Annotated in this window: 11 protein-coding genes; 5 read left to right on the forward strand and 6 right to left on the reverse strand. The window is 70.9% G+C overall.

Going from position 1 to position 12,442, the window contains the following annotated elements:
* Window positions 1–118: 118 nt before the first annotated feature.
* From kdpB (AB0L95_RS35120) to AB0L95_RS35135, 4 genes are all read left to right on the forward strand, one after another.
* A complete protein-coding gene (gene kdpB / locus AB0L95_RS35120) occupies window positions 119–2,272 on the forward strand; it encodes a potassium-transporting ATPase subunit KdpB (protein WP_365169080.1) in 2,154 nt (717 codons plus the stop codon).
* Between the two features lie 354 nt (window positions 2,273–2,626).
* Complete coding sequence (locus tag AB0L95_RS35125; RefSeq protein WP_365169083.1) at window positions 2,627–3,439, forward strand: SDR family NAD(P)-dependent oxidoreductase; 813 nt, start codon at window positions 2,627–2,629, stop codon at window positions 3,437–3,439.
* A 215-nt stretch (window positions 3,440–3,654) separates the two neighbouring features.
* A complete protein-coding gene (locus AB0L95_RS35130; RefSeq protein ID WP_365169086.1) occupies window positions 3,655–4,431 on the forward strand; it encodes a GNAT family N-acetyltransferase in 777 nt (258 codons plus the stop codon).
* Between the two features lie 157 nt (window positions 4,432–4,588).
* Window positions 4,589–5,107, forward strand: a complete 519-nt coding sequence (locus AB0L95_RS35135) for a hypothetical protein (protein WP_365169089.1) — start codon at window positions 4,589–4,591, stop codon at window positions 5,105–5,107.
* Between the two features lie 143 nt (window positions 5,108–5,250).
* Here AB0L95_RS35135 and kdpA read toward each other — a convergent pair whose 3' ends face one another.
* The 5 genes from kdpA to AB0L95_RS35160 all read right to left on the reverse strand — a co-directional run bounded on the left by kdpA (window position 5,251) and on the right by AB0L95_RS35160 (window position 10,523).
* Window positions 5,251–6,900 carry a potassium-transporting ATPase subunit KdpA gene (kdpA, locus tag AB0L95_RS35140; protein ID WP_365169092.1) on the reverse strand — a complete coding sequence of 550 codons (1,650 nt, stop codon included), beginning with the start codon at window positions 6,898–6,900 and terminating at the stop codon, window positions 5,251–5,253.
* 5 nt (window positions 6,901–6,905) lie between these two features.
* Window positions 6,906–7,793: a potassium-transporting ATPase subunit C gene (locus tag AB0L95_RS35145; RefSeq protein WP_365169095.1), complete on the reverse strand. Its 888-nt coding sequence runs from the start codon at window positions 7,791–7,793 to the stop codon at window positions 6,906–6,908.
* Window positions 7,794–7,804: 11 nt separating this feature from the next.
* Complete coding sequence (gene kdpB / locus AB0L95_RS35150) at window positions 7,805–9,979, reverse strand: potassium-transporting ATPase subunit KdpB (protein ID WP_365169098.1); 2,175 nt, start codon at window positions 9,977–9,979, stop codon at window positions 7,805–7,807.
* A 17-nt stretch (window positions 9,980–9,996) separates the two neighbouring features.
* Window positions 9,997–10,086 (reverse strand): K(+)-transporting ATPase subunit F, encoded by a 90-nt coding sequence (gene kdpF, locus AB0L95_RS35155; protein WP_365169101.1) that lies wholly within the window; start codon window positions 10,084–10,086, stop codon window positions 9,997–9,999.
* A gap of 101 nt (window positions 10,087–10,187) precedes the next feature.
* The gene (locus tag AB0L95_RS35160; RefSeq protein WP_365169104.1) at window positions 10,188–10,523 is read right to left on the reverse strand and encodes an SAV_915 family protein; all 336 of its coding nucleotides are present in this window, start codon (window positions 10,521–10,523) and stop codon (window positions 10,188–10,190) included.
* Window positions 10,524–10,772: 249 nt separating this feature from the next.
* Between AB0L95_RS35160 and AB0L95_RS35165 the strand changes: the two genes are divergently transcribed.
* Window positions 10,773–11,345: a TetR/AcrR family transcriptional regulator gene (locus AB0L95_RS35165; protein ID WP_365169107.1), complete on the forward strand. Its 573-nt coding sequence runs from the start codon at window positions 10,773–10,775 to the stop codon at window positions 11,343–11,345.
* Window positions 11,346–11,400: 55 nt separating this feature from the next.
* Here AB0L95_RS35165 and AB0L95_RS35170 read toward each other — a convergent pair whose 3' ends face one another.
* A complete protein-coding gene (locus AB0L95_RS35170; protein WP_365169110.1) occupies window positions 11,401–12,387 on the reverse strand; it encodes a zinc-dependent alcohol dehydrogenase family protein in 987 nt (328 codons plus the stop codon).
* Window positions 12,388–12,442 lie beyond the last annotated feature (55 nt).

Below are 12,442 nucleotides of genomic sequence, written 5' to 3' on the forward strand. Positions count from 1 at the left end.
CCCGGGTGTGTGTGGGCGGCGCGGGGGGGGTGGGGGGGCGGGGGGGGGGGGGCGGGGCCCCCCCCCCCCCACGGACCGCGCCGTTGTCCTTGTCACCCCTCCAGACACGAAGGTGTCCATGCTTCCCGCTGCCCCCGAGAAGGTCCCGACGTCACGCCCTGAGCGCGAAGACCGGACCAGAACGGAACGAAGGGCGAGACACCGTGCTCCGAGCGGGTTGTTCGAACCCGCCCAGCTCGTCCGCTCTCTCCCCGAGGCGCTGCGCAAGCTGCATCCGCGCGTGCTGTGGAAGAACCCCGTGCTCTTCGTCGTCTCCGTCGGCGCGGTCCTCACCACGGTTTCGGCGTGCCTGCACCCCGCCGTCTTCACCTGGGTCATCGGTCTCTGGCTGTGGCTGACGGTCGTCTTCGCCAACCTCGCCGAGGCCGTCGCGGAGGGCCGCGGCAAGGCGCAGGCGGAGTCACTGCGCAGGGCGCGTACGGAGACGGTGGCGCTGCGGCTTCTGAACTGGCGCTACGGCACGAACCTGGCCACCGCCCGCACGGAGGCCGTCGCCGCCACCGACCTGAAGCCGTTGGACGTCGTGCTCGTCGAGGCGGGCGAGATGATCCCGGCGGACGGCGACGTCATCGACGGCGTTGCCGCAGTGGACGAGTCGGCGGTCACCGGCGAGTCGGCCCCCGTGATCCGGGAGGCCGGCGGCGACCGCAGCGGTGTCACGGGCGGTACCACGGTGCTGTCCGACCGGATCGTGGTGCGCGTCAGCGCTCGCCCCGGGCACAGCTTTCTGGACCGCATGATCGCGCTGGTGGAGGGCGCGGCCCGGCAGAAGACGCCGAACGAGATCGCCCTGAACATCCTGCTGGCCTCGCTGACCATCATCTTCCTGCTGGTCGTCGTCACGCTCCAACCGATGGGCGAGTACGCGGACGCCGCCCAGTCGACGACCGTGCTGGTCGCGCTCCTCGTCACTCTCATCCCGACCACGATCGGCGCCCTGCTGTCCGCGATCGGCATCGCGGGCATGGACCGCCTGGTGCAGCGCAATGTGCTGGCCATGTCCGGCCGCGCGGTCGAGGCGGCGGGCGACGTGAACACCTTGCTGCTCGACAAGACCGGCACCATCACCCTCGGCAACCGCGAGGCCGCGGCCCTCGTCCCGCTGCCCGGCATCGACGAACGGCAGCTCGCCAGTGCCGCGCAGCTCTCCTCCCTGGCCGACGAGACACCGGAGGGCCGCTCCGTCGTCGTCCTCGCGAAGAACCGGTACGGGCTGCGGGCGCCCGCCGAGGGCGAGTTGGCGAACGCCCGCTGGGTGCCGTTCAGCGCACAGACCCGGATGAGCGGGGTCGACCTGCGGCGGGACAACGGCGCCGTGTGCGCCATCCGCAAGGGCGCCGCCCAGCAGGTCATCGATTGGGTGCAGATGTACGGCAGTCAGGTGCCGCCCGAGGCACGGCAGTACGCCGACACGGTGGCCGCCGGCGGCGGCACTCCCCTTCTGGTGGCGGTGCACGACTGGGACGGACCGCGCGTTCTCGGCATGATCCACCTCAAGGACGTCGTCAAGGACGGCATCCGCGAACGCTTCGCCGAACTGCGGCGCATGGGCATCCGCACGGTCATGATCACCGGTGACAATCCGCTGACCGCGAAGGCCATCGCCGAGGAGGCGGGCGTGGACGAGTTCCTCGCGGAGGCCACGCCCGAGGACAAACTCGCCCTGATCAGGCGGGAGCAGGAGGGCGGCAAGCTGGTCGCCATGACGGGTGACGGCACCAACGACGCGCCGGCCCTCGCGCAGGCGGACGTCGGCGTGGCCATGAACACCGGTACGTCGGCCGCCAAGGAGGCCGGCAACATGGTCGACCTCGACTCCAACCCGACCAAGCTCATCGAGATCGTCGAGATCGGCAAGCAACTCCTCATCGCACGAGGAGCGTTGACGACGTTCTCCATCACCAATGACGTCGCGAAGTACTTCGCGATCATTCCGGCGATGTTCGCCGGCTCCTATCCGGGCCTGGAGTCGCTGAACGTGATGGGCCTGCACAGCCCGACCTCGGCGATCACCTCCGCGATCATCTTCAACGCGCTGATCATCGTGGCGCTGATCCCGCTGGCCCTGCGCGGCGTCCGCTACACCCCCGCGTCGGCGCACGACCTGCTGCGCCGCAACCTGTTCGTCTACGGCCTCGGCGGCCTCGTCCTGCCCTTCGTGGGCATCAAGCTGATCGACCTGCTGATCTCGGGTGTGCCCGGCCTCGGCTGAGCCGCGCCCGATGGCTCGGCCCGCCCGTCAAGGAACCGTATACGCACGTCAGAGCTGTGTCAGGGGGCGGCGTTTCGGCTTGCCCGGACCGTGCGGCACGGCTTCCATGGATCTCGTGAACAGCGCCTGGCTTCTCTTCGACCGACCGCCGAGTCCCACTCGGCCGTCGCGTCGTGCGCCGCGCTGACCGGAAGCGTCCGCGTCCCGTCGACGCCCGCGTCCCGTCGACGCCGCTTTCCGTGAACCCGAGGGGCGCCGCGATCGGCTCCGGCGCCCCTCGTTCTTCCTTTCTCACCGCACGCCCACCGCCCCTCGCCGGGCCGTGCAGACGTGCCCGCAACTCCGGATGGGATCATGTCCGACTCCACCCTTTCCTCCCGTACCGTCCTGGTCACCGGCGCCACCTCAGGCATCGGCTACGAGACCGCCCGCCGGCTCGCCGAGCGCGGCGCCACCGTGCTGGTGCACGGCCGTACCGCCGAGGAGGCGCAGGCGGCGGCAGACCGCCTGGTCGCCACGGCAGGCGGTCCGGCGGACCAACTACACTACTACGGCGCCGACTTCGCCCACCTCGACGAGGTGGAGACGCTGGCCCGCACGATCGTCTCCGCCCACCCGCACCTCGACGTCCTCGTCAACAACGCGGGCATGGCCGCGCCCGAGCGGCACACGGTCACCGCCGACGGCAACGAGATCGCCTTCCAGGTCAACTTCCTCGCCCACTACCTGCTGACCTGCCTGCTGGAGCCGGCACTGACCTCCGAGCCGGGCGGCCGCGTCGTCAACGTCTCGTCCTCCCTGCACCGCACGGCCTCCATCCAGTGGGCCGACCCCAACCGCGCCCGCCGCTACTCCCGTATCGCGGCCTACGCGCAGTCGCAGCTCGCCCTCACGGTCTTCGCGGCCGACCCGCGGGTCACCGCCGTTTCGGTCCACCCCGGCGTCTGCGACACCGCCCTGCTGCCGCTCTACGCGCACGAGGGTGTCTCCGCCGCCGAGGGCGCCGGGCACGTGGTCCGGCTGTGCGACCCGGCCGTCGAGGTCGTCAACGGCGCCTACTACGACCGTGACGAGCGGGTCGCACCGGCCCCGGCCGCGACCGAGGACCGCACGGTCAAGCGTCTGAACAAGCTGGCGGACCTGCTGGTCGGCCGAAGCGCCGTCTGAAGGGCCTTTCGAGCAGGAGGAGTTGTACGTGTCCAAGCGCGCACGCAAGAAGAAGGCCCGTCGCAAGAACAAGGCCAACCACGGCAACAAGGCCAATCAGGGCTGACCGACCGAGGCGGCGCTTGCCCTCCATGTGAAGGGCGGGCGACCGGGGACAGCGATGCCCCGGTCGCCCGCCCGATCCGTATACCCTCCCCAACCCTCACGAGGCATTGATGATCGAGATCTCGCCGCCGGACCACCGGACGCTCGCGCGCTGGTTCCCCACGGGCTCCCCCGGTCCCGCCACGATCGGCGAGCACGTTCTGACCGCGGGCATCGGCCGCTGGTGGGCCGACCGGCCCGTCCAGTCGAGCGCGGTCGCCGTCTCCTGTGCCGGATACGTCGTGTTGCGCGGCAGCCCGGAGAAGCTGACTCCGGACCTCCTCGCGCCACTGGCCGGCAACCGTGTCGAGGCTTCGGCGCGGTTCCTGCCCGCCCTCGGGGCCGCGTTCGACCGGCTCACCCCCTGGGAGCGCATGATCTGGACGCTCCAGGCCACGCCTCAGCCCGCCAGCGTCCCGCACGCGGTGACCGTACGGCACCTGGATCCGGCGGACACCGACGCGGTGCACGCCCTCGGCCCGGACGCTTCCTGGCTCTCGGCCAGCTGGGGCGGGCCGCGTGGCCTCGCCGCCTCCGGCCACGCCTGGGCAGCGGTGGGCCGCACCGGTCGCATCCTGGCGGTGGCCTGCACCTACTTCCGCGGCAACCGCTATGAGGACGTGGCCGTCTACACCGTCCCCGACCGCAGACGCCACCATCTCGCGCTGGCCTGCGTCACCTCCCTGTGCGCGGACATCACGGCCCGCGGCCACACGCCCGGCTGGAACTGCTCGCTCCACAACCGCGCCAGCCGCCTCCTGGCCTGGAACGCCGGTTTCCGCCTGGTCCGCGCGTATGTCCACTACGCGGTGGGAAGCCCCGTGTCCCACGATCGGCTCAGCGCTTAGCCCGCCCCGCAGGGAACCGGACCGCGCCCGACGCCCGCGCGTAGACACGGGGCAGGTCGAGGAAGCACGTAAGGATCCCGTCAGGGTCGGCCCGTGCGGCGTCAGGGCTTCGTCAGGAGCGGTCGCCTCGTTCCTTACGGGGCTTAGCGTCCGCGACATGCGATGGAGTGGACCTGTGGAGCCGGCCGGCGACCGCCACTGGCGTGGCAGCGCCTGGTTCGCGGTGAGCTGCGCCGTGGTGTTCGGCGGGCTGGCCTTTCTGGTCGACTGGGACGCCGGCAGCCTGACGGCGCCGCGCGCCCTGCTCTGGGTCACCCTGTCGGTCGCCGTGTGCACCGTTCTGCTGCCGCACCGGGTAAGCGCGGGTCCGGGCTGGATCGCGGTACGTACCCCCTGGCGTCGGCGCGTCGTCCGCACGGACACGCTGACAGCCGTACGGCAGTACGACGGCGTCTCCTCCCACCTCATCCTGCGGGACATCCACGGCCATCGCCTGGAACTCGATCCCCGAGTCCTCGCGGCCAACCCCTTGCTCTGGCACGCACTCGACACGGGCGTCCGCCGCTCCCTGGAGCGTGGAACGCTGCGGCACGGTGCGGATGTGCTGGAACGGCTGGGCCGGCGCATCGACGACGAGGCGATGCGGGCGGTGCTCCGGGCGTCGGGACTTTCCTGATCTCACGAGGCCCACCAAGGCGACGGCCGGGCGGATGGCACCAGTGTCCTCCGCCCGGCCGTGCTGTGCGTGCCGTGGTGTGGGCCCGGTCGGGTCGGCCTGTGTGAGTGAGGGAGGGCCGACCCGACCGGGAGTTCGCAGTGTCAGAGCAGCCCTTCCGCCAGCGGGCCCAGGGAGAGGGCCGGCAGGAAGTTGAGCAGCGCCAGGATGAGGGCGGCTCCGGTGGCCAGGGCCACGAAGTTGACGCCGCGGGCCTGGAGGGTGCCGACGGTGACCACGCCCGGGTGCTGACGGGCCAGCCGTCCGGCGAGGGCGAGCAGGAACACCATCGGGACGTACCGGCCGATCAGCATCGCCGCGACCATGAGCAGATTGTGGAAGTCGGTGGCGCCGTTGAAGCCGGCCATCGCGCTGCCGTTGCTCTGGACGTTGGAGGTGTAGGCGTAGACCAGCTCGGTCAGTCCGTGCGGTCCCGGATTGCCCATGGACGACTGGCCGTCGCCGAGGGCCACCGCGAGCGCCGAGCAGCCGAGGATCGCCGTCGGGGCCACCAGCGCGTACAGGACGACGTACCGCATCTCCGGGAACCCGATCCGCTTGCGCAGGTACTCAGGGGTGCGGCCGACCATCAGGCCGCCGATGAAGACCGCGATCATCACCGCCATGATCAGGCCGTACAGTCCGCTGCCGGTGCCGCCGGGAGCGATCTCGCCGAGCATCATCGCCGACAGCAGCACCCCGCCGCCGAGGCTGGAGAAGCTGTCGTACGAGGCGTTCGCCGCGCCGTCCGCCGAGCCGGTGGCCGCCACGCCGAAGAGTGTCGAACCGGGGATGCCGACGCGGGTCTCGGTGCCCTCGTACTGCCCGCCGACGGCTTGCGTCACCGTGCCGTTGTGGGCGCTCTGGGCGAGGCTGCCGACGGCCAGGAGCAGGCCGAAGAGGATGCCGACGACCGCCAGCAGGGTCCAGCCCTGGCGCAGGGAACCGATCATGCGGCCGTAGGTGCGGATGAACGCGGTCGGGATCAGCAGCATCAGCACGATCTCGATGGCGTTGGTGTACGCCGTCGGGTTCTCGAAGGGGTGCGCGCTGTTGGCGTTGAAGATGCCGCCGCCGTCGCCCGACATCAGCTTCAGCGGCTCCCACGAGCCGACCGGTCCGCCGAGCAGGGTCTGCTGTCCGCCCGCGAGGGTGGTGGCGGTGTGGGTGCCGTCGAGGTTCTGCGGTACCCCCAGGGCGATCAGGACGATGCCGAAGACGATCGAGAGGGGGAGGATGATCCGGAAGATCGTGCGAATGAGGTCGACCCAGAAGTTGCCGAGCCGATCGCTGTCGCGACGCACCAGGCCCCGGATGAGGGCGAGCGCGGCGCACATGCCGACGGCCGCCGAGGCGAACGCCTGGACGCCCAGGCCCGCCATCACCGCGAGATGGCCGGTGGTGGACTCGCCCGCGTAGTTCTGCCAGCTGGTGTTGGTGGTGAAGCTGACCGCGGTGTGCAGCGCCAGCCGCCACGGCATGCCTGCGTGTCCCGTGGACCAGGGCAGCTTGCCCTGGAGGGTGAAGAGGGCGAAGAGCGCGGCGATACCCGCCAGGCTGAAGGCCAGGAGCGCGAGCAGATAGTGCCGCCAGTCCTGTTCGCTGTCCGGGTCGATGCCGCAGACCTTGTACAGGACGCGTTCGGCACGCTTGTGGGGGCCGCCGTCGAGGGCGCGCGCCATGTAGTCGCCGAGCGGGACATGGAGTCCGACGACGACCGCGAGGATCAGGGTGGCCTGGAGCCAGCCGTACATGGTGTTCAGGCCCCCTTCACGGGCTGGGTGCGGTCGAGGGCTGCGTTCAGCTCCACGACGTTGACGGCGGGTTCACCGAGGATGCCGAGGCCGCGTCCGCTGGTGTACCGGTCGATGAGCTTGCGTACGGCTGTCTCGCTCATCCCACGGGCATGGGCGACCCTGGGCGTCTGGAGTTCGGCGTAGGCGGGACTGATCTGCGGGTCGAGGCCGCTGGCGCTCGCGGTGACCGCGTCGGCCGGGACCTTCGGGTGCGCCGGGGCGTCGCCGCGGATCGGGGTGACGAGGGTCTTGCCGTAGTCGGCGCCGGGCTTGGCGCACTCGACCGTCACTCCCTCGTACGCGGCCAGGAAGGGCTTGGCGGGGCATGCCTGGTCCAGGCTGACCACACGGGTGGCCTTCCCGGTCGTACCGCCGTCACGGAACACACCGAGAACCGCGCCGACTCCGTCCGCCGTGCAGTACGGGCGGGAGGCGTCCACGTGCTCCAGCTCACCCACCGCCTTGCTGCGCGAGCAGACCTGGGTGAGCAGGCTCTGCTTCCCGGAGTCGGGCTGCCCCTTGACCGGCAGGACGTCGACGGTCGACTCCGGGCCGAGGTTCCCGGCCGCCGAGGCCGAGGCGTCGTAGCCCGTGCCGGCGTTGGAGGGCCGGGGCTGGAAGTAGGACGGGATCGGGTTGCCCTTCTTGTCGAGGAAGGACTGCCCGATCAGCTTGCTGCCGCCCCCGGCCAGCCGGGAGCCATGGGCGTTGTCGTGCAGACCGGGGACCTGGGCGAGCGCGGTCATCGCCAGCGGGTAGGCGAGTCCGAGGACCAGCGTGAGCACGATGACCACCCGGATCGCGGCCACATGGTGGCCCACCCAGGAGGGCATTCTGGACAGGAAGTTCATGGGTGGGCCCTCTATATCCCGGGGATGAACTGGACGACGGCGACGTCGATGAACTTGATCGCGAGGAAGGGCAGGATCAGCCCGCCCAGGCCGTAGATCCACAGATTGCGGGTGAGCAGGGCATCGGCGCTGCTCGGCCGGTAGCGCACACCGCGCAGGGCCAGCGGGATCAGCGCGACGATGATCACGGCATTGAAGATGACGGCCGACAGGACCGCGGACGTCGGCGAGTGCAGCCGCATGATGTTGATCGCGTCGAGCGCCGGGTAGACCCCGCCGAACATGGCCGGGAGGATCGCGAAGTACTTGGCGATGTCGTTGGCGACGGAGAACGCGGTCAACGCGCCCCGGGTGATGAGCAGTTGCTTGCCGATCTCGACGATGTCGATGATCTTCGTGGGGTCGGAGTCGAGGTCGACCATGTTGCCGGCCTCCTTGGCGGCCGACGTACCGGTGTTCATGGCCACCCCGACGTCGGCCTGCGCGAGGGCGGGCGCGTCGTTGGTGCCGTCGCCGGTCATGGCGATCAGATGGCCGCCCGCCTGTTCCTTCTTGATCAGGGCGAGCTTGTCCTCCGGGGTGGCCTCGGCGAGGAAGTCGTCGACGCCCGCCTCTTCGGCGATGGCCTTCGCGGTGACCGGGTTGTCGCCGGTGATCATGACCGTGCGGATGCCCATCCGGCGCAGCTCGGTGAAGCGTTCGCGCAGGCCGGGCTTGACAACGTCCTTGAGGTGGACGACGCCGAGCAGTCGGGCCGGTCCTTCGCCCAGGCACTCGGCGACCGCGAGCGGGGTGCCACCGGAGGCCGAGACCTGCTCCACACAGGCGTCCAGGGCCACAGGAACGGTGCCGCCGTTGTCCGCGACCCAGCCCGCGACCGCGGAGGCCGCGCCCTTGCGCAACCGGCGGCTTCCCCCAGCCTCCGGCCGGGAGGTGCCCCCAGGCAGATCCACGCCGGACATACGGGTGGTGGCGGAGAACGCCACCCACTCGGCGTCCCCGGGCACCTCCCGCTCCAGGGCGAACTGCTCGTGCACATACGTGACGATCGAACGGCCCTCGGGCGTCTCGTCCGCGAGGCTCGACAGCAGTGCGGCGTCCGCGAGCTGCCGTCCCGTCACCGAACCGAGCGGCAGCAGCTCGCTCGCGCGCCGGTTGCCGTAGGTGATCGTGCCCGTCTTGTCGAGCAGGAGGGTGTTGACGTCACCGGCCGCTTCGACCGCGCGCCCGGACGTGGCGAGCACGTTGCGCTGCACCAGCCGGTCCATGCCCGCGATGCCGATCGCGGACAGCAGCCCGCCGATGGTTGTGGGGATCAGACAGACGAGCAGGGAGACGAGCACGATCCCGGTGACGCCGTCGGCGGTGAGCGCCTGCGTGTCGTGCGCCGCCGCCATGAAGTCCTTGGAGAAGATCGCCATCGGCTGGAGCGTGAGGACCGCCACCAGGAAGACGAACGTCATCATCACCAGCAGCAGGTTCAGGGCCAGTTCGTTCGGCGTCTTCTGCCGGTTGGCGCCCTCCACCAGGGAGATCATCCGGTCCAGGAAGGACTCGCCCGGATCCTGTGTGATGCGTACGACGATCCTGTCCGACAGCACACGAGTACCGCCGGTCACGGCCGAGCGGTCGCCGCCCGACTCCCGGATCACCGGCGCCGACTCTCCGGTGATGGCCGACTCGTCGATGCTGGCCACGCCCTCGACGACGTCGCCGTCGCCGGGCACCAGCTGCCCGGCCTCGACGACCACGACGTCATCGCGGCGCAACTCCCCCGCGCCGACGGCTTCTTCGGCGTACGCGTCCTCCGCGGCCCCCGGGCGCCAACCGGTGAGCCGTCGGGCGACGGTCTGACGCTGCATACCACGCAGACTGTCGGCCTGCGCGCGACCGCGGCTCTCGGCGACGGCTTCCGCGAGGCCCGCGAAGACGACCGTGAGCCACAGCCAGACAGTGATCAGCCAGCCGAACAGGGTCGGGTGCACGACCGCGATGCCGGTGGTCAGCGCCGCGCCGATCTCGGTGACGAACATGACCGGGTTGCGGGCCAGCGTCACCGGGTTGAGCTTGCGCAACGCGGCGGGCAGGGCGCGCCACAGTTGCTTCGGATCGAGCAGCCCGGCGCCGATCCGCCGGGCGGGGCCCGGGAGGGGTGGTCGTACGGTCTCTTCGGTTTTCTCTCTCACGGGTGCGGGCGCGCTCATCAGAAGCGCTCCGGCTGGATCAGGGCCACCACAAGGTAGGCCAGCAGGCCGATCGCGACGATCAGCCCGACGATGTTCTCGGCCGCCACAGGGACCTCACATGTCGTACGGAAGGGATGGGTGGAACGCCTCCGGGCGAGGGGCCGGGCCGTCGCGCGCCCGGAGGCGGATCGGGGAGGTTGCTGCCCGCTCAGCCGGCGCGCAGGGCGAGCGCGGGGACGACGGGTGTCAGCGGCCGGGAGACCCGGGCCGTGAATGCGGGATCCACCGTGACGGTGGCGACGCCGAGCGACGCGGTCAGCGCGCGCAGCGCCGGCTCGGCAAGACTGATCCACGCCTGCTCGGGCCCGAGTGTCGCGATCAGCCGGTGTTCGGAGGTGAAGCCGACGGCCGTACGGTCGCCGAGAGGTGTGCGGAAGACACGTGTCACACACTCCGACGGTCCCGGCCGGACCGGAACGAGCAGTGGCCCGGCCGGGAACCGATCAGAGGGTTCCGGGTCTTCGCCGCACGGGAGTTCTGCCATGGGATGCCTCCGAGAGGACCCGACTGGGTCCAGGTCGAGCCGCTTGACGGCCCCGGACGCGCGGATGCGGGCCGGGGCACCGCTGACGGTATGCCCGCCCACCCGGGTCCGCTGTCGGCTCATGACGCGATGCTGACGACGAGGGAGCGGACGCTGACGTGACGCTGACACCGGCGGCGACCTGCTGCCGCGAACATCTCGTCCGCTCATAAATCGAACCGACTAGTATGTTCGATTAAGGAGGCTCGAATGGTGACTCAGATCAGGAAGACCAAGTCCGAGGAGAGGATCCTCGCCGCGGCGGCCGACCTCTTCTATGCGAACGGGTTGCGCGGGGTCGGTATCGACCAGGTCATCGAGGCCTCCGGCGTTGCCAGGTCGACCCTGTACGCGCACTTCCGCACCAAGGAACAACTCGTCGCGGAGTATCTGCGCAGGACCGACGACTCCTGGACGGCCCAGTTGCAGAGCGCCGCCGAACGCGCCGGGGACGACGCACGCGAGCAGCTCGTGGGCCTCTTCGACGCGCTGACGGCCGCCTTCGACCGGCACGGTTTCTTCGGATGCCCGTTCGTCAGCGCGGCGGTCGAGGCCGAGGCGGGCTCGGAGGCCCTGGCCATCACCCTCCGGCACACGGAACGCCGTCAGGCGTGGCTGACCGAGGTGAGCGCCAAAGCCGGCGCCGAGGCCCCCGAGTCGCTCGCCCGGCACATCGGGCTGCTGGTCGACGGAGCCCTGACCTCGGGACGCCTGTCGCAGGACCGCACGGTCGTGGACGAGGCGAAAGCCGCGGCGCGGCGCGCGGTCGCCAGCCACACCTGAGCCCGGTCGTCGGCGGCCCGGCGCACGACAGCGACCGCGATTCCTCGCGCCGCGGTCACTCCTCGATGTCGACGACGACCTTGCCCGCGGCGGTGCCGTCCGCCACGGCCGTGTGGGCGTCGGCCACGGTGGACAGCGTGAAACGCCGTGGGTCGAGCACGGGCTTGAGCGCTCCGCTGTCGGCGAGGGCCGCGGCCTCGCGCAGGATCGCACCGTGGTGCTCCCGGGACCGCCCCGTCAGCATGGGCAGCAGGGTGAAGACGCCGGAGTAGGTGGCCCCTCGGAAGGAGAGCGGGGCCAGGCTGTGCGCGCCCCAGCCCAGGGCGCTGACGACATGGCCGGTGTAGGTGCGGACCGCGGCGAAGGAGGCGTCGAGGGTCGCACCGCCGACGGTGTCGAAGACGATGTCGAAGCCCTCGCCGCCGGTGTGCTCGGTGACGTAGTCGTCGACCGAGGTGGTGGTGTAGTCGATCGCCGTGGCCCCGAGCCGTCGGATGGTCTCCAGGCTGCGCGCGGAGCCCGTCGCACACACCTCGGCCCCCCGGGCGCGGGCGATCTGGACGGCGACCTGCCCGATGCCGCCGGCTCCCCCGTGGATCAGTACCTTCTGGCCCGCGTGCACGCCGGCTCGGTCGACCAGCCCTTCCCAGGCCGTGATCACCACGAGGGGCAGGGCGGCCGCTTCCCGTATGGTCAGCGAGACGGGCTTGTGGGCGAGCAGCCGGGAGTCCACGGCCGCGTACTCGGCGAGCGAGCCCTGGAGATCGCCCACGCCGCCGGTGAGTCCGTAGACCTCGTCGCCGGGTGCGAAGCCGGTGACTCCCGGACCTGCCTCGACCACCACTCCGGCGAGGTCCAGGCCGAGCACCGCGGGCAGCCGGCTCCGCGCGTGGGCGGCCTTGCCGGCCTGGATCTTGGTGTCCAGCGGGTTCACTCCGCTGGCCTTGACCCGTACCAGCACCTGCCCCGGACCGGCGGCAGGGTCTTCGAGATCGCGCAGGACCAACGGCGTACCGAACTCTTCCAGAACTGCCGCGCGCATGGCAGTGCCCCTTTCATTTCGTCTCCCCTGGCCGGAGGCGGCTGGGGCCCTTAAT

The sequence above is a fragment of the Streptomyces sp. NPDC052036 genome (assembly GCF_040680495.1).
Classification (GTDB): domain Bacteria; phylum Actinomycetota; class Actinomycetes; order Streptomycetales; family Streptomycetaceae; genus Streptomyces.

Excerpts from the sequence above, each read along its gene's own strand:
- AB0L95_RS35170 (WP_365169110.1), bottom strand. The coding sequence starts at position 12,387 with ATGCGCGCGGCAGTTCTGGAAGAGTTCGGTACGCCGTTGGTCCTGCGC.
- AB0L95_RS35165 (WP_365169107.1), top strand. The coding sequence starts at position 10,773 with ATGGTGACTCAGATCAGGAAGACCAAGTCCGAGGAGAGGATCCTCGCC.
- AB0L95_RS35145 (WP_365169095.1), bottom strand. The coding sequence starts at position 7,793 with ATGAACTTCCTGTCCAGAATGCCCTCCTGGGTGGGCCACCATGTGGCC.
- AB0L95_RS35160 (WP_365169104.1), bottom strand. The coding sequence starts at position 10,523 with ATGGCAGAACTCCCGTGCGGCGAAGACCCGGAACCCTCTGATCGGTTC.
- AB0L95_RS35135 (WP_365169089.1), top strand. The coding sequence starts at position 4,589 with ATGCGATGGAGTGGACCTGTGGAGCCGGCCGGCGACCGCCACTGGCGT.
- kdpB (WP_365169080.1), top strand. The coding sequence starts at position 119 with ATGCTTCCCGCTGCCCCCGAGAAGGTCCCGACGTCACGCCCTGAGCGC.
- AB0L95_RS35130 (WP_365169086.1), top strand. The coding sequence starts at position 3,655 with ATGATCGAGATCTCGCCGCCGGACCACCGGACGCTCGCGCGCTGGTTC.
- kdpA (WP_365169092.1), bottom strand. The coding sequence starts at position 6,900 with ATGTACGGCTGGCTCCAGGCCACCCTGATCCTCGCGGTCGTCGTCGGA.
- AB0L95_RS35125 (WP_365169083.1), top strand. The coding sequence starts at position 2,627 with ATGTCCGACTCCACCCTTTCCTCCCGTACCGTCCTGGTCACCGGCGCC.